Origin of the sequence: Flagellimonas alvinocaridis (genome assembly GCF_965248585.1) — a bacterium.
Classification (GTDB): domain Bacteria; phylum Bacteroidota; class Bacteroidia; order Flavobacteriales; family Flavobacteriaceae; genus Flagellimonas; species Flagellimonas alvinocaridis.
In genome coordinates, this window is record NZ_OZ252111.1 from 1,168,622 (window position 1) to 1,189,318 (window position 20,697).

The 20,697-nt window shown below is 41.5% G+C and carries 19 protein-coding genes and 1 other RNA gene; 6 read left to right on the forward strand and 14 right to left on the reverse strand.

The genetic code is table 11. The annotated features are described in order from the left end of the window. Positions 1-9: 9 nt before the first annotated feature. Positions 10-333 carry a CCC motif membrane protein gene (locus tag ACP14V_RS05345; protein WP_136565886.1) on the reverse strand — a complete coding sequence of 108 codons (324 nt, stop codon included), beginning with the start codon at positions 331-333 and terminating at the stop codon, positions 10-12. Positions 334-343: 10 nt separating this feature from the next. After that, entirely contained in the window at positions 344-715 is a 372-nt protein-coding gene (locus ACP14V_RS05350) for a DUF2752 domain-containing protein (protein ID WP_313791640.1), read from the reverse strand. An 18-nt stretch (positions 716-733) separates the two neighbouring features. Between ACP14V_RS05350 and ACP14V_RS05355 the strand changes: the two genes are divergently transcribed. After that, the gene (locus ACP14V_RS05355) at positions 734-1,276 is read left to right on the forward strand and encodes a Smr/MutS family protein (RefSeq protein ID WP_272609654.1); all 543 of its coding nucleotides are present in this window, start codon (positions 734-736) and stop codon (positions 1,274-1,276) included. On the opposite strand, the gene ACP14V_RS05360 is transcribed toward ACP14V_RS05355, so the two are convergent. Beyond that, entirely contained in the window at positions 1,273-1,794 is a 522-nt protein-coding gene (locus ACP14V_RS05360) for a hypothetical protein (protein ID WP_272609655.1), read from the reverse strand. The genes ACP14V_RS05355 and ACP14V_RS05360 overlap by 4 nt on opposite strands. A gap of 110 nt (positions 1,795-1,904) precedes the next feature. Between ACP14V_RS05360 and ACP14V_RS05365 the strand changes: the two genes are divergently transcribed. After that, positions 1,905-3,053: a cysteine desulfurase family protein gene (locus ACP14V_RS05365; RefSeq protein ID WP_272609656.1), complete on the forward strand. Its 1,149-nt coding sequence runs from the start codon at positions 1,905-1,907 to the stop codon at positions 3,051-3,053. Here the strand turns inward: ACP14V_RS05365 and ACP14V_RS05370 are convergent, their stop codons facing one another. From ACP14V_RS05370 to ACP14V_RS05380, 3 genes are read right to left on the reverse strand one after another with little or no spacing between them, the layout of a single operon-like run. Next, positions 3,054-3,704, reverse strand: a complete 651-nt coding sequence (locus ACP14V_RS05370) for a hypothetical protein (protein WP_272610288.1) — start codon at positions 3,702-3,704, stop codon at positions 3,054-3,056. Between the two features lie 8 nt (positions 3,705-3,712). Beyond that, the gene (locus ACP14V_RS05375; RefSeq protein WP_313791641.1) at positions 3,713-6,181 is read right to left on the reverse strand and encodes a TonB-dependent receptor; all 2,469 of its coding nucleotides are present in this window, start codon (positions 6,179-6,181) and stop codon (positions 3,713-3,715) included. A gap of 4 nt (positions 6,182-6,185) precedes the next feature. Continuing rightward, a complete protein-coding gene (locus ACP14V_RS05380) occupies positions 6,186-7,877 on the reverse strand; it encodes a M23 family metallopeptidase (RefSeq protein WP_272609657.1) in 1,692 nt (563 codons plus the stop codon). 168 nt (positions 7,878-8,045) lie between these two features. Here ACP14V_RS05380 and ACP14V_RS05385 point away from each other — a divergent pair, with 168 nt between their 5' ends. The 4 genes from ACP14V_RS05385 to rny all read left to right on the forward strand — a co-directional run bounded on the left by ACP14V_RS05385 (position 8,046) and on the right by rny (position 10,430). Then, complete coding sequence (locus tag ACP14V_RS05385; protein ID WP_136565892.1) at positions 8,046-8,336, forward strand: hypothetical protein; 291 nt, start codon at positions 8,046-8,048, stop codon at positions 8,334-8,336. A gap of 14 nt (positions 8,337-8,350) precedes the next feature. Further along, positions 8,351-8,644 carry a cell division protein ZapA gene (locus ACP14V_RS05390; RefSeq protein WP_136565972.1) on the forward strand — a complete coding sequence of 98 codons (294 nt, stop codon included), beginning with the start codon at positions 8,351-8,353 and terminating at the stop codon, positions 8,642-8,644. A gap of 53 nt (positions 8,645-8,697) precedes the next feature. Further along, positions 8,698-8,807, forward strand: a non-coding RNA gene (ssrS, locus tag ACP14V_RS05395) — 6S RNA. A 51-nt stretch (positions 8,808-8,858) separates the two neighbouring features. Then, a complete protein-coding gene (rny, locus tag ACP14V_RS05400; protein ID WP_272609658.1) occupies positions 8,859-10,430 on the forward strand; it encodes a ribonuclease Y in 1,572 nt (523 codons plus the stop codon). A 12-nt stretch (positions 10,431-10,442) separates the two neighbouring features. Here rny and ACP14V_RS05405 read toward each other — a convergent pair whose 3' ends face one another. The 8 genes from ACP14V_RS05405 to ACP14V_RS05440 all read right to left on the reverse strand — a co-directional run bounded on the left by ACP14V_RS05405 (position 10,443) and on the right by ACP14V_RS05440 (position 20,697). Further along, complete coding sequence (locus ACP14V_RS05405; protein ID WP_272609659.1) at positions 10,443-11,267, reverse strand: class I SAM-dependent methyltransferase; 825 nt, start codon at positions 11,265-11,267, stop codon at positions 10,443-10,445. A 140-nt stretch (positions 11,268-11,407) separates the two neighbouring features. After that, complete coding sequence (locus ACP14V_RS05410; protein WP_272610290.1) at positions 11,408-13,465, reverse strand: DUF349 domain-containing protein; 2,058 nt, start codon at positions 13,463-13,465, stop codon at positions 11,408-11,410. Between the two features lie 141 nt (positions 13,466-13,606). Further along, on the reverse strand, positions 13,607-14,359 hold the full coding sequence (locus tag ACP14V_RS05415; RefSeq protein ID WP_272609660.1) for a shikimate dehydrogenase family protein: 753 nt from the start codon (positions 14,357-14,359) through the stop codon (positions 13,607-13,609). Next, positions 14,313-15,350 (reverse strand): DUF368 domain-containing protein, encoded by a 1,038-nt coding sequence (locus ACP14V_RS05420; protein ID WP_272609661.1) that lies wholly within the window; start codon positions 15,348-15,350, stop codon positions 14,313-14,315. The genes ACP14V_RS05415 and ACP14V_RS05420 overlap by 47 nt, the downstream gene beginning before the upstream one ends. Positions 15,351-15,368: 18 nt before the next feature. Continuing rightward, a complete protein-coding gene (locus ACP14V_RS05425; RefSeq protein WP_272609662.1) occupies positions 15,369-16,286 on the reverse strand; it encodes a DUF368 domain-containing protein in 918 nt (305 codons plus the stop codon). A 24-nt stretch (positions 16,287-16,310) separates the two neighbouring features. Then, positions 16,311-17,711: a tetratricopeptide repeat protein gene (locus ACP14V_RS05430; protein WP_272609663.1), complete on the reverse strand. Its 1,401-nt coding sequence runs from the start codon at positions 17,709-17,711 to the stop codon at positions 16,311-16,313. 86 nt (positions 17,712-17,797) lie between these two features. Next, positions 17,798-18,994: an aspartate aminotransferase family protein gene (locus ACP14V_RS05435; RefSeq protein WP_272609664.1), complete on the reverse strand. Its 1,197-nt coding sequence runs from the start codon at positions 18,992-18,994 to the stop codon at positions 17,798-17,800. Beyond that, the gene (locus ACP14V_RS05440) at positions 18,994-20,697 is read right to left on the reverse strand and encodes an OstA-like protein (RefSeq protein ID WP_409557930.1); all 1,704 of its coding nucleotides are present in this window, start codon (positions 20,695-20,697) and stop codon (positions 18,994-18,996) included. Before ACP14V_RS05440 ends, ACP14V_RS05435 begins: the two co-directional genes overlap by 1 nt.

Sequence of the window (20,697 nt, forward strand, 5' to 3'; positions counted from 1 at the left end):
TTTAATTATTTATTGATATTGTTCCATCATTTGGTTTACACGTTCCATATAGCCTTCCCAGCCTCCCATTTGATTTATGGACCAAAAGGTGTAAATCAGATAAAGAGCGCCAATGACCATTCCTACGATGGCAAGGATCTTAACGGTCTTAAGGGTGCTGTAGTTGGAATAATTCTCCGGACTTTCTGCATAGACCTTTTCGTCCTTTCTTACCAAGAAAAAGGCAATTGCACCCAAAATTAGTCCCGGTGCTCCTCCAAAACAGCAGCAAAGCAAGGAGAAAATGGCCAAAACCAGGGCCAAGGTAACGTTTGGTAATTTTTTCTGTTCCATGATTTAAAGTTTAAAATATGAGTTTTGCGGTATAATTGATCAAAATAAGGGCTACAGTTGCAATACTTAGGCCTATGATCAAACGGTTATCGAATTTAAAGTTAAGTACTTTTGAGCTTATCAATACCAGAAATAGAGGTATTAGGGTGAAAGTTGCGGGATACATTTTAAAAGCGACCCATAAATTTCCTTCAAATAATAGTGCTACCGACCTTTGCAACCCACAACCAGGACAATCCACCCCCAGTAATTCCTTATTTAGGCAGGGCAGCATGTATTCTTTTAGACTGAGTTGTAAGATGGTTAGTAATGGGTACATCATCGCTAATAGAGTGAAGAAAAATACTATTATTTTTGCGTTCAGGGCCAACTTTTTTAGCATTTTTTTAAGATGGGACGTATGAAGGGTTTTGTTATTGGAGACAGGGTAGAGGTACTGGATGAAGCCATTTCGGGCAGGATTGAGTCCATTACGGATGATATGGCCATTATTGTCACCGAAGAAGGTTTCCCTTTGCAATACCGTCTAACCGAACTGGTAAAAGTGGCGGATGGTATCACCGTCTCCAATTTTGAGGTGTCCCATGTTAAAAGGGAAGAGGAAAGACCTAAGAAAAAAAGATTTCAAACCACAAAGCCTAAGGAAAGGAACGCACCCAAAATGGAGGTGGACCTGCATATCAACCAATTGGTGAAATCTACCAAGGGTATGGAAAAATTTGACATGCTCAATCTACAATTGGAAACGGCAAAACGGCAGTTGGATTTTGCTATTTCCAAGCGTATCCAAAAGGTTGTTTTTATCCATGGGGTGGGAGAGGGAATCCTTAAAGAAGAGCTGTACTACCTTTTTAAAAAATATGACAACCTCAAGTTTTATGATGCCGACTACCAAAAGTACGGCCTTGGGGCAACAGAAGTATATATTTATCAGAATGCCTAATTGGTAGGTATTGTGGTGCTGACCTCTCCAAATTCGTTGATGCTTAGATTGGTAATCCGCTCGCCTGATTTGGTTACAAAAGAAATGCCGCTCAGGCTTATGGTATGCACAAAGCTGGTATTGTCTTCGTTGGCAGTGGTTTCAATAAAAACCGCCCCGTCTTGGGCCTCAATCTCATCAATTACAACGGGGTCAACCGGAGGGAAATCATCACAAAAATAATTCTTGCCAACATCATCTGAGAATACCCGATAGGTAATTTGGGATTGGCTGGGTACAGAACTTTCCGTGGTCACGGTCTCTCCCGAAACGCCCTTATTGAGGACACCGCTCTGGAGTTCCAAAATCAAGGCCTCGGTCCCATTTATTTTGAATAGGATATTTTTGGCGGTTGTTTGGGGCGTTGTACAAAACTGAACTGAAACACTATCGAAGTCAATGGTCTCGATTTGCAAATCGCCATCGCTGCATGAAACGAACATGGCAACGGAAAGACCCATCAAGAAAAATTTTCTCATGCACCAAATTTAAAGCAATTCCAATGTAATACCCCAAACCCAAGGTACACTTTAAAAGAAATTAACTTTATTTCCCCTATTTTTGGCCTACTTAACTTGAGAACTTAATCATGCAAAAAGTATACCTGGACAATGCGGCAACAACGCAGGTAAGGGATGAGGTAATTGAGCGGATGCAAGAGGCCTTGGCACAATTTTATGGCAACCCTTCGTCTACACACAGTTATGGGAGGTCGGCTAAAACTGCTGTTGAAAAAGCGCGGAAGACCATTGCCAAAACCTTGAATGCGCAACCATCGGAAATTATTTTTACATCTGGTGGGACCGAGGCAGATAATATGATTTTAAGATGTGCGGTCCGGGATTTGGGTGTAAAGACCATCATTACTTCCAAAATTGAGCACCATGCCGTGCTTCATACGGCTGAAGAGTTGGAAAAAGAATATGGAATTGCACTTCACTTTGTGGAATTGGATGAAAATGGCAACCCAAGTCTAGGTTATTTAGAGCATCTTTTAAAGCAGGACGACTCCAAAAAGTTGGTAAGCTTAATGCATGTGAATAATGAGATAGGAAATATCATCGATATAAGGGCCATTGGCGACCTATGTAAGGAAAATGCTGCGCTGTTCCATTCCGATACGGTACAGTCCATTGGGCATTACCCTTGGGATGTACAAACCATTTCGATTGATTTTATGACTGCGGCAGCCCATAAGTTTCATGGGCCAAAAGGAATTGGATTTGCGTTTGTCCGTAAGAATTCAGGGTTGAAACCCATGATTTTTGGTGGCTCCCAAGAGCGTGGGCATAGGGCGGGCACAGAGCCTTTTCATAATATTGTGGGCTTGGAGGAGGCCTTTGTGAAAGCGTATGACAATCTGGAGACAGAAACCCAGCTTGTTAAGGATTTGAAGCGTTATTTTATTGAAAAAGTGCAGCAAGAAATACCGGGGGCTGTTTTTAATGGACTCTCAGGTGATATGGAAAAAAGCACGTATACCTTGGTGAATGTCCGTTTACCATTTGATAAACAGAAAGGATTGATGCTTTTGTTTCATTTGGATATGAAAGGTATAGCCTGCTCAAAGGGAAGTGCGTGTCAATCTGGGAGCAATTTGGGTTCCCATGTACTTGCCGAAATCCTGCCCAGTGAAGAATTGGAAAAGCCCTCTTTGCGCTTTTCATTTTCTAAATACAACACCAAGCAAGAGTTGGATTACACCGTTCAGGTACTCAAGGATTTTGCTGAAAGCTGATCAGCTCTTGTTTTTGCGCTTTTTTTCCTTGTCGTACGGAAACTTTCGGGAGGCTGTCTTCATCATTTTATCAATGAGTTCCGTGGTGTTCTTTCCGGTTTTTTTGGTGATTTCGTTTTCGTATTTCCAGAGGAGTTTGCCGGTTTCCCCATCACTGATTTTCACCCCGATTCTACCGTAGTTGGCATCTCCGCTAAAATAGTCCAGAAGACTGAAATTGGTGGGCACTCCCTCAGAAAGTAAAATGTTCAGGTTTAGGTTGCCACTGATGATGCCGTCCACCTTCAGAATATCGCAAAGTTCCTGTGTGGTGTAAATGTCCAGGTTATTGTAATCAATACCGTTTTGCGACAAAATGGCATTGGTATTGGCAATGTTCTGAAAATCCACATTGAATTTTTTACGCTTCTTGCGTTGCGAAAAATATGTTTCCAAGGCATTCTGTACAGCATAACCTTCCCTTTGGGCCAATATCTTGAGTTCACTGTGGTCTACAGTTTCTTTGAGCTCCAAGTGGGCAATAAAGGGTACAATGGCCAAAACATGGTGGTCTTGGGTAAGTTCATCAAACTTTCTATTCTCATAGATGTTCTTTTGCCCCAGTGCCAATGCAGTGGTAAAGAACATAATAAGCGGAAAGATTTTCTTCATCATTCTAGTTAAAATCGCATCCCAAATTTTAAGTTGAAGACACGGCTTGTCAAATAATTCGGCACGGCAAATTGCCTTTGGGTATCTACATCCCTTACCCAGGTATTGGTTATGGAATTTTGAGTGTTGAACAGGTTGAAAATTTCAAAACCAACACTACATTCTCTAAACTTATATAGCCAATGCCCTTGCGGATGTTTGTTTTTTTCGTCTGCAAAAATATAGGAAATTCCCATATCGGCCCTTTTATAATCTCTTAATCTATTCTGAAAATTGTAAGGGTCGGCAGTATTGGGTGACCCTCCGGGGACCCCAGTATTGTAAACTAAGTTGAGATAGAGTCTAAGATTTGGGATGTTGGGCATATAATCCTGGAACAGCATGGCAAACTTTAAGCGTTGGTCAGTGGGTCTGGGAATGTATCCGCGCTCCGCTATATTTTCCTTGGTCTGTAGATATCCCAAACTTACCCACGACTCTGTTCCGGGTACAAAAGCACCAACAAGCCTTAAGTCCACTCCATAAGCAAAAGCAGTTGTGTTATTCTGGGCAGCATATCGTAACCGAACATCTTCAATAGTGTAGGGGTTTACATTTTTTAAATCTTTGTAATAAGCTTCGCCCAATAAAGTAAATGGCCTGTCCTTGAGGTTAAAACTGTATTCGCTCCCCAATACATAGTGAATGGATTTCTGCGCTTTCACCTGGGGATTGATTGAGCCGGTAATATCCCTAAGTTCTCTATAAAATGGAGGTTGTTGGTAGCTCCCGGTGGAAAATCGAAATAAAACATCCCGTTCCCAATTTGGTTTTATGGAAAACTGAACTCTTGGACTAAATATGGTCTGGGAGCTGTTATTAAACCCCTCTCCTGATATGGTCCAATGCTGGATTCTGGTTCCCACATTAAAATATAGGGTTTGGTTTTTCAGGTCCATTTGGTGTGCATATTGGATAAAGCCTGCCAATCTACTTGTCTTAACATAGTTTGTGGCCATAGCACTTTCATACGGAAGGATATCGCCCAGAAAAGGTTCTTCTGGTTGATTGTTGGGTAAGGGAGGTTCGGAAGGACGTATGATATAGCCTGCTGAATCAATAAATTCAGATTCCCTGAGTTGATCACGGATATCTTCATGGGTAAACTTGAGGCCCCATTCCAGCGTTTTTCTGTTTTTGGAAAACTTTCCGGTATGGGAAATGGTGAAAATTAAGGCGTCCAGCTGATTTCTTGCCCTCGTGAACTGGGAACCAATACCCCTTGGGGCATTGGCATCACCGGAGTCTCCATCGCTGAAGTCGGTATCCACTGGTCCCAGCTCATAAGAAGCGATGATGTCCGAGAACTCTTCCTCTTGGGTATGGTATAAAGAAGAGGTAAGTCCCAATACGGTATTATCCCCCAAGTAATAGTCCAATTTTAATGCGCCCAGAGCATTGGTGTATGTGTTGTTTTCCCTTCCTTGATAAAAGACAAGCAAAGCTTTGGGGTCATTAATGGTCCCAAAATTGGTTTGCCGGGTGAAAGGTTCATTTTCATAGTCGTTTATGGAATAAGTGCCCAAGAAACTTAAATGAAACACGTTGGAAAATCTGTATGTAAGGTAATTTTGGGCATCAACGAACTTAGGGTTCAGGTTGCTTTCTGTTTGTTGACTATTAACCAATAGGCTGTTGTTTCTGTATCGTACCCCAGTAATGGAGGTGAATTTTTTGTTTTTAGATGCCGTTTCCAGTGTGCCACTGCCGCCAAGAAAACTTCCATTGAGGCGCAGTCCAAACCTTGTTGGGGTTTTATAGGTAATGTCCAAGACAGAGGATAGTGCGTCCCCGTACTTTGCTTGAAATCCACCAGGGGAGAAATCCAATCCAGAGACCATATCACTATTTACAAAGCTTAAACCTTCTTGTTGTGCGGAACGTATCAAAAAGGGGCGGTAAACTTGAATACCGTTCACATAGACCAGATTTTCATCAAAATTACCTCCGCGCACATGGTACTGTGTACTTAATTCATTGTTGAAGGATACACCTGGAATCAGTTTCAGGACATTTTCTACTCCAGCATTGGCACCTGGGATTTTCCGAACCGTTTGGGGAGAGATTGTGGTTATGCCCTCAAGTTTTTTCTCACCCGTGGCTGAAACTTCCACACCTGCCACCTGTACTACATCCTTGTACATTACAGGATTCAATTCAAAAGTTTCATTGGTGAGCAAGGTCAGCTGTTCTACCACAATGTCTTTAAACCCCACATGGGAGAAAGTCAAGGTATTTGGAGTATCGGCAACCACTTGAAGCATAAAATAGCCGTTATCATCCGAAACCGTACCAGCGTCCCCATAAACAATATTCACATTGGGAATTGGGGACTGTTCCTCATCCAAAATAGTACCGAATACGGTTGCGTTTTGTCCTTGGAGCAATGCTGCCCAAAACAGTAAAAACAGAACAGTTATGGGCTTGAGGTGGATCAATGGGCTATTTTCTGAAAAAAGTACCCGTAAAGGTACTGGAGTTTCCTACATTATCCGTAACGGTTACTTTTAGCTCACATTGTGTGTCATTCAAGATGTTATCATCAAAATTATAGGTAATGGTATTGGTCTTTGGCTCGTATTCCATCAAAATCCATTTCCCATTTAGTGTGGCGGAATAGGTATCAATACCGCTTAAGTCATCCGAAATGGTTAAACTTAAATAGCTATAATTGCTCAGCCATTGGTTCTCTTTAAAGTTTTTTGGCGATATGGTTGGGGCAACGGTATCTTTGGCCAAGGTATACATGCCCATAGCGCGTGTTCGGGTGGTAAACGAGCCGTCCCGTTTGTAAGTTTTGGAATAGGATGGTCTCTTTTGGTCATCCAAACGGGCAATGAACAATTGCTTTCGTTCTTCGGGAGTATATTGGGACGGGTCAAAACTAATGGTGAAGTTTCTGTGGGCAGCCACACTATTGTCATGTATCATCACCGTATCCTTCCCCTTTTTTAAATCGATGTAGAAATCCTCATAAAACGTATTGGCGGGAAAATATACTTTGGCAGCACCTAAATCAAAATTATTGGGCTTGTTTGCAATGATGAAGTCACTGGTAACTTCATTTTTCAAATTGTTCTTGGGAGATTCCTTTTTCCCTTCAACGGGAATAATGACCTTCGTCTCATTTCCTTCAATATCGGAAATCAATAATTCCACATTATAGGACATACCTTCCTCAATATCAATTTTTCCATTGTTGTAAAGGGTTTTGTATATGCTCAAATGATTATATGGTTCCTTAAAACATTTTTGGATGCGTTGTCGGTACTTGCCAAAATGGGCATAATCTATCAAGGTGTTTATATACCGGGTTTCTCCAAAGGAGAAGGTTTCAAAATCGTATTCCAGGTACACTCTTCCGTTAACGGTTTGTTTAACCGAGTAGACTCCATTCTGATTGGCGGCCATATCTTGGCGGTCAAAACTGTTGATACCAAAACCTATGGTACCGTTGGCTGTAACTTTGTCTGCCTTAAAGCTTCCGTCTGCCTGTTTGGTAAAATTTACTTGTATTTTTTCTGAACTTCGGTTAACCAAGGCATCGTTGGATAGGGGATAGGCAAAAAGACCTACTAGAGAGGGGTTTGTGGCATCCCTTACGTCATAACCATAGAGCAGGGGGTTGGTAGGTTTTTCGGAAACGCTGCTGCGGATTTCAAAATGAAGGTGTGGGCCAGAAGAACCACCAGTATTTCCGGAGTAGGCTATGATATTGCCTTTGGAGACCTTTAGTTCTCCATAATCTGGAAAAATCTCAACTTCATAGGATTGTTTGGCGTACTGTACTTTTTTTACATATTCCTCAATCTCGGGACCAAATTTTTTGAGGTGACCGTAGACCGAAGTGTGCCCGCTGGGATGTGCCACATAGAGCGCCTTGCCGTAGCCCCAGTGCGAAACTTTAATGCGGGTAACGGTGCCATCTGCCACGGCCAAAATGGGCAACCCTTCCCGTTGCTGCGTCTTAATGTCTATTCCAGAATGAAAGTGGTTGGACCGTAATTCCCCAAATGTACCAGCAAGTACAATGGGAATTTCCATGGGGGATTGAAATGTATCGGTAGGGTAATTTTCTTGTGCTTTAAGCACTATGGAAAACAAAAGGAAAACACCAAAAAAGTTAAAACGCATGCTATATTTTATAATTAGATACGAAAATAACCAATGTTTTGATTTGTAAAAAGTCCATAAGAATGCCAAAAAAGGTTTAAATGAACACTTTAAGAATAAATCCAAAAAGTATTGCGAAGTTAGCCAAGGTTGGTTAACTTTGTGTGGTACGCATTGATGTTTGCATATATGGGCGAACTTGTTGAGATTGTTGATTCTTTGGAAAACAAAGTGAGCAAACTGTTGCACAAAATGGAGTTGTTGCATCAGGCCAATGCCAAGTTGAAAGAAGAATTGGACCTTGTGAAAGAGGAGAACAAACTTAAACAAGATGCCGTTTTGGAATGGGAAGAAAAGTACAATTCCTTAAAAATGGCAAACACGATGCTGGGTAGTAATACTAGCAAAACAGAAGCTAAGCTCAAAATAAATACATTAATTCGCGAACTTGATGTTTGCATAGCCAAGTTGGCGGATTAGTTTGTTCCAATATGATGGAAGAGAAGCTCAAAATAAAGCTTTCCATTGCTGATAGGGTATATCCTCTAACAATAGACCCTAAACAGGAGGAAGGATTGCGAAAAGCGGCCAAGAATATTGAAAATTTGGTCAAAAAGTTCGAGCAGAACTATGCTGTCAGGGACAAACAGGACGTTTTGGCCATGTGTGCCCTGCAGTTCGCCTCAAAAATAGAGCAAGGCGGAATAGATCAGTCCGAAGGAACCAAAGCTGCCATGGAACGGCTAAGGGCCCTGAACGATTTGGTGTATTCCAAACTAGGGGAATAAGTTCTTTAAAATAAATATTGTTACTGCCCACATTGGTAATATTTTTTTGACAAACTCAACACTATTATAATTAAAAAGGGTGAGTTTAGGTTGTAAAAGCAGGCCCTACCTGTATAGGGATCCTTGAGCAGCTTGGTAGCCCTAAACCTGTAATTTGGAGTTTGTACAAAACTTCCTCCAGTGTGGGCTTTTTTTATAACCAAACATAATCAACATGGATAACATCATAGTAATCGTTATAGCGGCTGTTGTGGGCTTGGCAATAGGATTTGCCATCGCCAAGATGATGGAGAAGGGCAAGGCGACCAAAATTATCTCCAATGCCAAAAGGGATGCATCAAATATCATAAAAGAGGCCAAGAAGGAAGGTGAGGACATCAAAAAGGATAAAATTTTCCAAGCCAAGGAAAAGTTTTTGGAGTTAAAGGCAGAGCATGAAAAAGTAATCATCAATAAGGATAAGAAGATTGGTGAAGCGGAAAAGAGAACCCGGGACAAAGAATCCCAAGTCAGCAGTGAACTTGCCAAGAACAAGAAATTAAATCAGCAACTGGAGCAACAGCTCAAGGAGGTTGATCATAAAAGTGAAATCCTCGACAAGAAACAATCCGAAGTTGAAAAACTGCACAGAAGCCAAGTACAACAGTTGGAGGTAATCTCGGGCCTATCGGCCGAAGACGCAAAGAGCCAATTGCTAGAATCCTTGAAAGAAACCGCAAAGTCTGATGCCATGGCTTATCTTCAGAGTACTTTGGAGGAAGCAAAGCTTACAGCACAGCAAGAGGCAAAAAAGATTGTCATCAATACCATCCAACGCATTGGAACGGAGGAAGCCGTGGAGAACTGCGTATCTGTTTTTAATTTGGAATCTGATGATGTAAAAGGGCGTATCATTGGACGGGAAGGTCGGAATATCCGTGCTTTGGAAGCGGCCACAGGTGTTGAGATCATTGTGGATGACACTCCTGAAGCAATTATACTGTCTTGTTTTGATTCCGTTCGGAGGGAGGTTGCCCGTTTGTCTTTGCACCGTTTGGTGACCGATGGACGAATCCACCCAGCACGTATTGAAGAGGTCGTTAAAAAGACGGAAAAGCAAATCAACGAAGAGATTGCCGAGATTGGAAAACGCACCGTAATCGATTTGGGGATTCACGGTCTTCACCCAGAATTGATAAAGGCTGTTGGACGAATGAAATACCGTTCTTCATACGGACAAAATCTGTTGCAACACTCAAGGGAAGTGGCCAAGCTTTGTGGGGTAATGGCCGCTGAATTGGGAATTAATCCCAAATTAGCCAAACGTGCAGGACTTTTACATGATATTGGAAAAGTGCCCATGGCCGAAGTGGAAGTGGAAACACCGCACGCTATATTGGGAATGCAGTGGGCGCAAAAATATGGTGAGAAAAAAGAGGTTTGTAATGCCATTGGTGCCCACCATGATGAAATAGAAATGACCACCCTTATTTCTCCCATTGTACAGGTTTGCGATGCCATTAGTGGCGCACGTCCGGGAGCCCGTAGACAGGTTTTGGATTCATACATTCAACGTTTGAAGGACTTGGAAGACATCGCTTTTGGATTCAATGGTGTGCAAAAAGCCTATGCTATTCAAGCGGGTAGAGAGCTTCGTGTGATTGTGGAGAGTGAAAAGGTAAGCGATGATAAAGCGGCCGAACTTTCATTTGAAATTTCCCAGAAAATACAAACAGATATGACCTATCCCGGCCAAGTGAAGGTCACTGTGATTCGTGAGACCCGTTCAGTAAATGTGGCAAAGTAAGGTAGGCGGTTTTTATTTTTGATAAACACCACTTTCCAAACACAATACCCCTTTTTGAAAGTGTGCCAAAAGATTGGTAAGTTTTGGTTTTGTGGATTCTCCCATCAAAACGTTCAATCCTAATTTAGGAGGTCCAAACTTAGCAATACGAGCTAAAAGCGAAGTGAAAAAAGTTACTCCAGCTTGGGTTTGGTCTTTTTTTGATTTCAAAGTAAAACCTAGTTCTGCCATGATTTTTGCCATTTCTTCACCTTTGAAGAGAAAACTTAATCCTTCATGGGCTGCCCATGGCATGGGGTAGGTGACGCCATCATCACTTTTTCTAAAAATGTCATAGTATAAAAAATACCCTCCAGGGCGTAATACCCTGTAAGCCTCGCTGTAGAACTTCTGTTTGTCCGGAATGTTCATTTGTACATGCTGGGTCCAGACTACATCAAACGAACTGTCTTCAAAAGGAAGTTCGGTGGCACTTCCTTGAACAAACTGGGTTTTGTCATCAAGTCCTACCAGTTTGGAAAGGGCATTGGCAGTATTCACAAATTCGGTGCTCAGGTCTATTCCAGTAGCATGGCAGTCATATTCATCGGCCAACATTCGGCAAGGGCCTCCAAGACCACTGCCCATATCCAAAACTTTAAGATCTTTTAGGGCAATGGTTGATGCCAATTCTCTTGAAACTTCCGCTCCCCTCACATGAAATTCATCCACGCCAGCAATGTCACTTCGTTTTACATGATCTAGATTTACATGCTGATCTTTGAGGCGATTTAAAATCTCATGGTATAGGTTTTCCTTTAAGTAATGGGTTTCAATTTGTTGATTCAATGCATCCATGATATCGTGTTAAGGTTTACGGATATTTAAACACAGGATTGGTAGGGGAAAGTGACAAATACTTACCTGCTCGATTGTAAAAAAGCTCCTAAACCAAAAGGATTTGCATTAAGGATCAACATTAAGAAAATCTCACCTCTTTATTCTTCCTCAGATGAATCTTCTTCCTCTATTTCCCGGTTGATTTTGTTCTCAAGAATGTTCAGTTTTTTGAGTTTTTCCTTCCAAGTTTGTAGCGCTTCTTTCTGCTTTTCTATGTTGTTTATGACCTCTTGTACCAGAGGATTGTCTTCAGAATCATTGGAGAAAAATTGAAGATTGTTCTCCAATTGCCTGATTTCCGACTTGCTCTCATCAATTTTTCTTCTGATAAAGACCCTTTCGTTTCCTATGGCGCGGTTATCCTCCGTTTTGGCAAGTTCCTGTACTTTGTTTCCATATTTCAGGAGTTCGGACTCTTGTTTGCTAATTCCCAATTTATTAAAAAGGGCATCCATGATTTTATTGAACTTACCATTGATGTGCTTTTTGTTATAGGGGATATGACCATAGCTTTTCCATTCGGCCAAAAACTTTTTAAGGGTTTCCAAATCCTTATCAGTATTCCCACTCAACTTGAAGGCACGAAGGCGCTCCAGACAGGCTGTCTTCTTTTCCAAGTTTTGGTATTCCTCTTTGTGGGCATCATTTTTTTCAGCATGAAGCCGGTTAAAATAATGATTGCAGGCATTCTTGAACTCGTTCCAGATTTTATCGGAATATTTTCTGGGAACATGGCCAATTTTTTTCCACTCACTTTGAATCCGTTTCATTTCTGGAGTGGATGTATTCCAGTCATCACTATCTTTTAAAGATAAGGCGAGCTCCAGAAGAGCTCTTTTCTTCTCCAAGTTCTTGTGCTGTTCCTTTTTCTGGTTTTTGTAAAAGGCATTTTTGTTCCTGTTGAATTTCCGGACAGCTTCCTTAAAGGCGCTCCAAGTTTCTTCGTTGACTTTTTGAGGAACCTTACCTGCCTTGAAAAAGGAATCCCTAAGAGCTTCAACTTGTTTGATTTGTTGTTGAAGGGCTCTATGGTTATCGGTCACATTTTCCGCTATATTGGCGATTTCAGCAATGATATCTTGCTTTTTTTCAAGGTTTTTTTCGTAAACTTTTTCAAGTTCTTGAAAATGCTCTTGCCTACGCTGGTGCATGGCCTTGGTAGCATTGCTGAAACGGTCCCAAACCTCTTCACGCTGTTCCTTGGCAACTGGGCCAATGTCTTCTTTCCAAATTTTGTGCAAGGTTTGCAACTCCCGAAAAGCTTTGCCCAAATCTGGTTCATTGACCAATGCCTCAGCGCGCTCTACGAGTTTTAGCTTTTCTTCCAGATTGTGCTTAAAGTCAAGATCACGCAACTCACGATTTAGGTGAAGAAAATCATAAAAGATTTCCATGTGGTGGTGGTAGGTGCGCCAAACATCGTTATAACTGGCCCTAGGTACTGGCCCTGCATTCTTCCAATTTTCTTGGAGTTCCTTAAAATTTTTATAAGTGGTGTTGATGTCTTCCTCTACATCAATAAGCCCTTTAAGCTGCTCAATGATTTCCAATCGCTTTTGGAGGTTGCTCTTCAGTGTTTGCTCCAATTGCTTGTAATAGTGGTCACGTTTTTCACGATAATCGGAATAGACCTCGTTGAACTGCCTTTTGGCAACTGAGTTATACTTAAAATCTACCTCGTTGCCACCTTTGGAAACGAATTCTTCCTTTTTGTGCTCTAAAAATTCTTGGAACTTTTGGTCAAACTCATATTTAATGGAACTTACGTGTTTGCCAATGGCCTGTATCTTTTCATTTCTAATAAGGCGCTGGAGCTCACCCACAAGGTTTTCCATGGGCATGGAATGATAGTCCAGCATAGGGATAAAGTGCCTTTTTTCATTGTCCGTGTCTTCAGCATCTTCAGCATTGTCAGCATCTATTTCATCAATAGCCTCATTGGAATCTTGGATATCTGCTTTTTTCTCTTCCTCACCTTTCTCAGGATTTGGGGAAGCAGTTTCTTCGGATTTAGTGTTCTCTATAGTTTCAGAAACAGTATCATCGGATGACTTTGGGTCAGAAGTGGGGCTTTCCTCCAAGGTTTTCTTAGTATTGTCCGATATGTGCTCTGTGCCACCTTCAGCTTGCTGAAGTTTATGATCATTTTCCTGCATTAGTAGTCTCCTTTCCTTTGGATTGATGATAATTATAGCCAATTTAGCAACTTAATTGTCTAATAGCAAAAGTATTGATTCTTCTTTTGCGGAAGTTTTTTGTTGTGCGGATTGGCCATAATGGCGCACTGTTGACCTTTTTTAAGGCGTATTCCAGATTTTCCAAGCTTTTTCAGCTTGGTATTGAAGCATTGATAAACCGTTGCAGATGGCAGCCCCATTAGCCTCTCCAATAGCCAAAAAGGTAGTTTTTTCAGGGTTGTAGATCAAATCGTATAGTAAATGGTCGCTTCCAACGAATTGATAGGACAGATCTGGTTTTTCCGTAACATTGGGATGAGTGCCCAAAGGAGTACAGTTTATAATAACGGTATGCGTCTCAATAATATCCTTGTTCAATTCATCATAGGTGAACTGCCCAGTTTTCTTGGTTCTGGAGACGAACGTATTGGCAATGCCTAACTCGTTCAATACAAAGTTAATGGCTTTGGAAGCTCCTCCCGTACCTAAAACAAGTGCCTTGGTATGATGGGGTTTCAAGAAGGGTTTTAGTGATGTTTTAAAGCCATAAGCATCGGTATTGAATCCTTTTAGGCCTTGTTTGGTAAACTTAATGGTGTTCACGGCGCCAATTTCCCTTGCTTGTCCATCCATGTCATCCAGATAAGGAATAACAGCTTCTTTGTATGGAATGGTAACGTTAAGGCCCTTTAGTCTGTTTTGGGATAGAATTTCACTGAATTCTGTTATTTCTTGGAGGTCGAAGTTCTCATAACTATGGTCCACCAATCCCAAGTCCTTAAATTTTTGGGTGAAATACCCTTGGGAAAAGGAGTATGAAATGTTTTTACCGAGTAGTCCGTACCTGTTTTTTTCCTTTCCTGTTTTTTCCATACCAATCCAAGAGTAATAATATCAAAATTCCCAAAATAACAAAGAGTATGGCCCACCACGTCTCGGTATGGCCCAAATTGGGAAGATAGCGTTCGTAATTGAGGATAACCTTATCGCCATTGGAGTCCAATAAAGGATTTCCTAAGTGGTCCATTTTGTACATGGTGCGTTTCCATGGCCATAAAACCCCCAAAGACCCGGTGATAAATCCTAAAATGGCCGCAGTTGTGGAAGCCTTGTAATGTTTGAGTACATAGCTCAACAAATGCGAAAAGGTGACCAAGCCAGTTGCGGAACCTAAAGTAAATATGGCCAGAATTTTTAAGGTTTGCATGCGTTCCGCATTGTCCAGAAAACCAAAATCACCCGAAAAAATATCGGAAAAAGTATCGTACAGGGCATTTACGGAATCGACCAGTAAGAGCACATAGTTTCCAAGGAGAATCAATATAAACGAGCCAGAAAGACCTGGAAGAGTCATTCCGGACACGCTGATTATTCCACAGAAAAAGATGAAAAATAGATTGTCGTTTTCCTTGGCAGGGCTAAGAAAACTGATAGAAATTCCAACAATTAAGCCTAAAACGCCTACTAGAATTGTCCTTTGGTTCCATGAATCATAATCTTTGCCGATGTAGTAAATGGATCCTAAAATCATTCCAAAAAAAGTGGCCCAGACCAGTAATTCGTTGTGGTCCAAGAAATAGTCCAATATTCTGGAAACACTAAAATAGCTCACCAGCATTCCAAAAATGAGCAGTATTAGAAACTGGGCATTGGTGTATTGGTAAAAACTTTTGAACCGTCCATTAAAAAATAGTTTAACGGCCTTGGAGTTGAGTTTCTGCAATGAATAGATAAACTCTTCATAAAAACCTCCTACAAAAGCCACAATGCCACCAGAAACCCCGGGCACTTTATTGGCCGCTCCCATACAGAGACCTTTGATGACCAAAAAGAAATTGTCCAGAAAAGATCTAGGTTGATGCATATGCCCAATAGGTTTTCTTTATTTTTTGGAAGCTAATCTTTCCAGGATAAAAATAAGCGAAAAACCAATTATAGCTAGGATTATGGCAGGGATTAACTGATTGTCCCCGTCAAATGAGGAAGGCCAGACATTGATATCGTCCACAACTATGGTTTTGTCACCAAAGGTTTTGGTCTCCAATACTTTCTTCCAAGGCCAAATTTTGTTCAATGAACCCAAAATGAATCCCGTTAAAAGGGCCAAGGTGAGGTTTTTATGGTGATTAAACATCCATTTTAGCAAACGGGCAAAACTTAGCAGCCCAAAAATGGCACCGAGGCCCACGACCAATATTATTTTAATGTCCCGTTCATGAACGGCGTCCAAAATAGTTTTGTAAGACCCAAGCAATACTAGGATAAACGCACCTGAAATTCCGGGGAGAATCATGGCACAAACAGCTAGGGCGCCAGACACAAAGAGGTAGGGCAGGCTGTCGATATTTTCGCTAGCAGGAAGTTCAGTGATGAAATAGGCCAAAGCAGCACCAAAAATTAATATCAATGCTGTTCCCAAAGTCCACTTAGTAATTTCCTTCCCCACGAAAAAAATACTGGCCAAAACAAGACCGAAGAAAAATGACCAAAGCAAGATGGGTTCATTTTCAAGCAGCCAGCTAAGGAATTTTGCCAAAGAAAGCACACTGATAAAAATCCCAAGAAAAAGGGCCACCAAAAAATTCCCATTGACCTTGGTCCACGCTGCTTTAATGCCTTCCTTTCGCAAAATCCCTATGAGCGATAGATTTATATTGTTGATTGAGGATATAAGTTCCTCATAAATACCGGATATAAAAGCGATTGTACCTCCCGAAACACCTGGAACCACATCCGCAGCCCCCATGGCCATTCCTTTAAGGGTAATAAAAATATAGTCAGCTAATCGGCGTACTTGCATGGATTTGGGGTAATGTATTTTAGATTATGTGGAGGTCTTCTTTATTTTGGAGACAAAGGATTTAACCCATTTTATTTCACTGAACTCGGGAAATTCCTCATCGAACAGCTGTAATTTATCCATGTCCAATTGAATGGCCTGTGCCAATTTTTTCTTGGCTTCCGCCATTTCTCCATTTTTTAGGTAAAGGCCAGCCAACTTATAGGTAAGTTCGGGGTTTTCAGGATAGAATTCCAGTCCTTGGATAACCACTTGGATGGAAGAATTTAAATCTCCAATTCTTTTGAGGGTCTCGGCCCAATTTTTCCAAGTGCTTAACTCATAGTTGCCTAAATCAACAGTTTGTTTGTAGGCAAAATCGGCCTCGTCATAATTTTCTAGGGCAAAATAGATTTTTGCTGACTTTTTCCAGTACAGGGGATTATCCCCATCAATATTGATGGCTTTGTTGATATAATACAGTGCTTTTTCATAATCTTTTAGGCTGTAATGAAAATCGGTAATGGCGAGCCATCCTTTGTCCAGGAGTGGGTCTTCGTGAACCGTATTGTAATAGTAGTATTTGGCCAAATCCGTATTACCCAACTTTTCGTGACATTTGCCCAATCTTAAAAAGGCGTGACTGGTTGGGTCATCTATGGAGATCGTGGCTTCATAGTTTTCAATGGCCTCATTATACCTGCCTAGCTTTTCAAGTACTTTACCTTTTTCGAAATAGGCTCCAATAAAGGAATCATCTGAAATTACTGCAAAATCAAAAGCAGTCAAGGCTTCGGGATACATGTCCATGGCATAGTACATTTTTCCCAACTGATGCCAAGCCACTTCGCAGTAGGGGTTTCGCTCCAAATAATCGTTCAGATAGTGGATGGCTCCATCGAAATCCTCCAAGAATTCAAAGCAGTACACCACATTGTAAAGGGAGGAATAATCTCGGTCGTCAAACTCAACGCATTTCATAAAGCTTCGCTTGGCCCGTTCATAATCGTCCATAAAAAGATATTCCATGCCCAAAAGAGAATGGATGTCAAAACTATCTTCAGTGAGGTGGAGTGCCTCCAAAAGCAGATTTACCGCTTCTTGGTGATTGTCTTGTTTGGATTGGATATTAGCGCGCTGAATGTAGATTTCCTCATTGTAGGCATCCAAATTTTGGATTTCGTCCAATAACTTTTCGGCCGCTTCATACTTGTCTTCAAAAGCTAGCACTTCTACCTGTAACAATTTCAATTCCAGTGAATTTGGATGCTGTTCCAAACCAATTTGGATAGCTTTTTTCCCCAAGGAAATTTTGCCGTTGTTAAGGTAGTGGTGGATAATCTCTTCAAAGTCCTCTGCATCAAAAAAGTAGACATCATCTGTCCGAAGCATGGACTCGAATTTGCTAATGGATTTGTCAGAATGTTCGTTAGAATCTAACGCCATAGGAACTTGTTTGGTTTGACTATGGACTTAAAATTAACCGTTTGTATAGGTGAATTCGTCCATTTTTGGGGTATGTTATCAACAAATTAGTTAACAGTGGCAGGTTTATACCGGTTTAAAATGTCTATTATTTGGTCGCAACCTTGCTCAATTTCTTTCATTGAAATAGTCAATGGAGGCGAAATCCGAACCGCTTTTGGTTCAAAAAGCAACCAAAAAAGAATGAGCTTTTCTTTGGCAGCAGTTAGAATTAAATAATCGGCAATTTCCTTATGCTTTACTATTGGGGCCAGCATTAATCCTTTTCCTCGTATTTCAGTTATCAAAGGATGTACCAAACGTTTTCTAAACAACTTTTCCTTTTCAAGGGTTTCTGTAATAAGTTGTGATTCAGTTAGTTCTTGCAAGGTTGCCAGACTGGCAGCTGCTATGACAGGGTTGCCGCCAAAAGTAGTGATGTGTCCCAATTTAGGGCTGTCCTGAAGCGTGGACATAATTTCCTTGGAAGCCACAAAGGCTCCAACGGGCAGCCCGGATGCCATTCCTTTTCCGATGACCAAAATATCTGGGGAACAGTTAAAATGCTCAAAGGCAAAAAGTTTTCCTGTACGGCCAAATCCTGGTTGAATTTCGTCCAAAATCAAAAGTGCACCTACCTCGTTGCAGCGCTTCCTAACTTTTTCCAGATATCCCTCTTTTGGAAGAATGAATCCTGCACCCCCCTGAATGGTTTCCAAAACCACGGCTGCAGTCCTGGTTGTTATTTTCTCCAAATCTTCATAAGAATTGAAGTTGATGAACCTAACATCGGGGATTAAAGGTCTAAAGGCGCTTTTTCGTTCTTCAAAACCCATTATGCTTAAACTTCCCATGGTATTGCCGTGGTATGCCTTGTTGGCAGCGACAATTTGGGAACGTCCCGTATACCTTCGGGCCAATTTTAAAGCGCCTTCCATGGCTTCGGTTCCCGAATTTACCAAATAGGTGGTCTCTAGGTTTTCTGGAAGATGGGAGGCCAGTAATTTGGAAAATTCCACTGCGGGTTGTTGCACATACTCACCATAGACCATTACGTGCATGTAGCGGTCCACTTGCTGTTTTATGGCCTTCACTACCTTGGGATGAGAGTGTCCCAAACCACAGGCGGATACCCCTGCCACAAAATCCAAATGGGCATTGCCATGTACATCATGGATATAGCTGCCTTTGGCATGGGAAATCTCCAAGCCTAAGGGATGAGGGGTGGTTTGGGCCTGATATGTGAAAAAATCCGATTTGGACATTAGGGTCTTTGTGCTTTGGTAACCTGTGTTTTCTTGGGCTTCGTAGCTTTGGAATTGATAGCATTGACAGGGTCGTTCTCATTTTTGCTCCGTTCCTCTTCCTCCGCATCAATATCTATAGGGTTTTCAATACCCCGAATCTTTACCAGTTCGATGTTATTGTCGTCCTCATCAAAAATTTCATCTTTGGAACGAATACGCTCATCGCCACGCCAGACAAAGCCTTTTAATTTTCTGCTCTCCACGGGCAAATCCTTTTCTGGGAAAATATCCCCGTCCGGATTCACAAAAAAGGAAATGTCCTCAATATCGTTATTGGCCATGAGCAAACGTATTCTACTGCAAATGGTCTTGTCTATGCCAATAAGTTCTTCGTCATCATTATATACGTAATAAATAACCTCGGTGTTTTTGACCAAGTCTATGATTTTAAGCTCATTTTCGATGAATTTTCCGAAGAGATCTTTACCCTTAGCTTGATTGTATCCTGTACCGCTAATGGTATCCAAAGAAATGATGAACGCATTTTCCAGAACTTTGAGGGAATCCAGTTTTTCGGTTTCCAAATCTGTGATCAAATGGATGCTGTCTCCCGTAATTTGGTTATCCACGTTCCAAAGAATGGGATTTGTGATCAGTTGGGTGATTCCGGTCTTCTCACTAAAATGGATGGAATCACATTTGCCGCTCAAGTCTGTCTTGTAGAATTTGGCATTTCGGAAGGCCCGAACAATACGGTCTTCAGTTTTGCCAGTGGCCATCAGGGTATCTCCGTGCATGTAGAGCGAATCGTTCTGTACCAAGCTTATGGAGACGGCTCTTTTGGTTGCAAAAACGGAATCCTTCGCTTTGAATACCTCAGCGTGGTGCGCTTTTATTACGCTGTTATTGATGGTGTCGGTAATTTTAATGTTGTTGGTTCCCGAAGCAAACTCTGTGGCCTTGTCAAAATATAGGCTGTCTCCTTTTATGATTTTGTTGTCGTAATCAATTCGGGTGTTTTTTATGCCATAACCTTGTTCTACCTTGGTATCATAAAAACCACGTTCACAGTAGATTTTATAGTCTTCCCCTGTAATGGTGGAGGGGCCGTACATGTATGCATTTTTGGAAATCCGGTAGTAATCCAGCTGCTCTGAATCGATAATGTACTCGGGATTGTCTATATGGACTTTGTCTTTGAACTGCACTTTTTTAAGTTCGGTGAAGTACGTGCCAACTTTACTGGTGAGCACATTGACCGAATCGACCACCTTCCCCCCGGAGTTATAGTAGGAAATCTGCTTTTCCCGGTCAAAATAGAGGGTGTCCGTGGTCAGGGTCATTTTCCCATCGGAAAGGTCTACATTTTCCCAGGCCTTGGCCAAACTGGTGTTTCCGTTCCAGTCCAGTTTAGCGCTGTTCATTTCAATGGAATCCCCTTGTTGAAGCCTAACATTGCCTAGGGCCCTCAGCCTATTTTCTTTGGAATAAAATATGGCGATATCGCACCATAGGTCGGCACCTTGGTGTTCAAACTGTACTTGGCGCTCATCATCCCTGCTAAAAATGGAAGCTCCGGGATACTCGCTCTCATTTTTGGTGAAATTGGCCCCGTACACAATGTTGATTTGCCTACTTTGGGTTTGCGGGGTCTCTTCTTGGGCAATGGCCGTATAAAGCGATAAAATCAGAATGAAAAAAGAAATCCTTTTCAAATCCAC

Excerpts from the sequence above, each read along its gene's own strand:
- ACP14V_RS05345 (WP_136565886.1), bottom strand. The coding sequence starts at position 333 with ATGGAACAGAAAAAATTACCAAACGTTACCTTGGCCCTGGTTTTGGCC.
- ACP14V_RS05350 (WP_313791640.1), bottom strand. The coding sequence starts at position 715 with ATGCTAAAAAAGTTGGCCCTGAACGCAAAAATAATAGTATTTTTCTTC.
- ACP14V_RS05355 (WP_272609654.1), top strand. The coding sequence starts at position 734 with ATGAAGGGTTTTGTTATTGGAGACAGGGTAGAGGTACTGGATGAAGCC.
- ACP14V_RS05360 (WP_272609655.1), bottom strand. The coding sequence starts at position 1,794 with ATGAGAAAATTTTTCTTGATGGGTCTTTCCGTTGCCATGTTCGTTTCA.
- ACP14V_RS05365 (WP_272609656.1), top strand. The coding sequence starts at position 1,905 with ATGCAAAAAGTATACCTGGACAATGCGGCAACAACGCAGGTAAGGGAT.
- ACP14V_RS05370 (WP_272610288.1), bottom strand. The coding sequence starts at position 3,704 with ATGAAGAAAATCTTTCCGCTTATTATGTTCTTTACCACTGCATTGGCA.
- ACP14V_RS05380 (WP_272609657.1), bottom strand. The coding sequence starts at position 7,877 with ATGCGTTTTAACTTTTTTGGTGTTTTCCTTTTGTTTTCCATAGTGCTT.
- ACP14V_RS05385 (WP_136565892.1), top strand. The coding sequence starts at position 8,046 with ATGGGCGAACTTGTTGAGATTGTTGATTCTTTGGAAAACAAAGTGAGC.
- ACP14V_RS05390 (WP_136565972.1), top strand. The coding sequence starts at position 8,351 with ATGGAAGAGAAGCTCAAAATAAAGCTTTCCATTGCTGATAGGGTATAT.
- rny (WP_272609658.1), top strand. The coding sequence starts at position 8,859 with ATGGATAACATCATAGTAATCGTTATAGCGGCTGTTGTGGGCTTGGCA.
- ACP14V_RS05405 (WP_272609659.1), bottom strand. The coding sequence starts at position 11,267 with ATGGATGCATTGAATCAACAAATTGAAACCCATTACTTAAAGGAAAAC.
- ACP14V_RS05410 (WP_272610290.1), bottom strand. The coding sequence starts at position 13,465 with ATGCAGGAAAATGATCATAAACTTCAGCAAGCTGAAGGTGGCACAGAG.
- ACP14V_RS05415 (WP_272609660.1), bottom strand. The coding sequence starts at position 14,359 with ATGGAAAAAACAGGAAAGGAAAAAAACAGGTACGGACTACTCGGTAAA.
- ACP14V_RS05420 (WP_272609661.1), bottom strand. The coding sequence starts at position 15,350 with ATGCATCAACCTAGATCTTTTCTGGACAATTTCTTTTTGGTCATCAAA.
- ACP14V_RS05425 (WP_272609662.1), bottom strand. The coding sequence starts at position 16,286 with ATGCAAGTACGCCGATTAGCTGACTATATTTTTATTACCCTTAAAGGA.
- ACP14V_RS05430 (WP_272609663.1), bottom strand. The coding sequence starts at position 17,711 with ATGGCGTTAGATTCTAACGAACATTCTGACAAATCCATTAGCAAATTC.
- ACP14V_RS05435 (WP_272609664.1), bottom strand. The coding sequence starts at position 18,994 with ATGTCCAAATCGGATTTTTTCACATATCAGGCCCAAACCACCCCTCAT.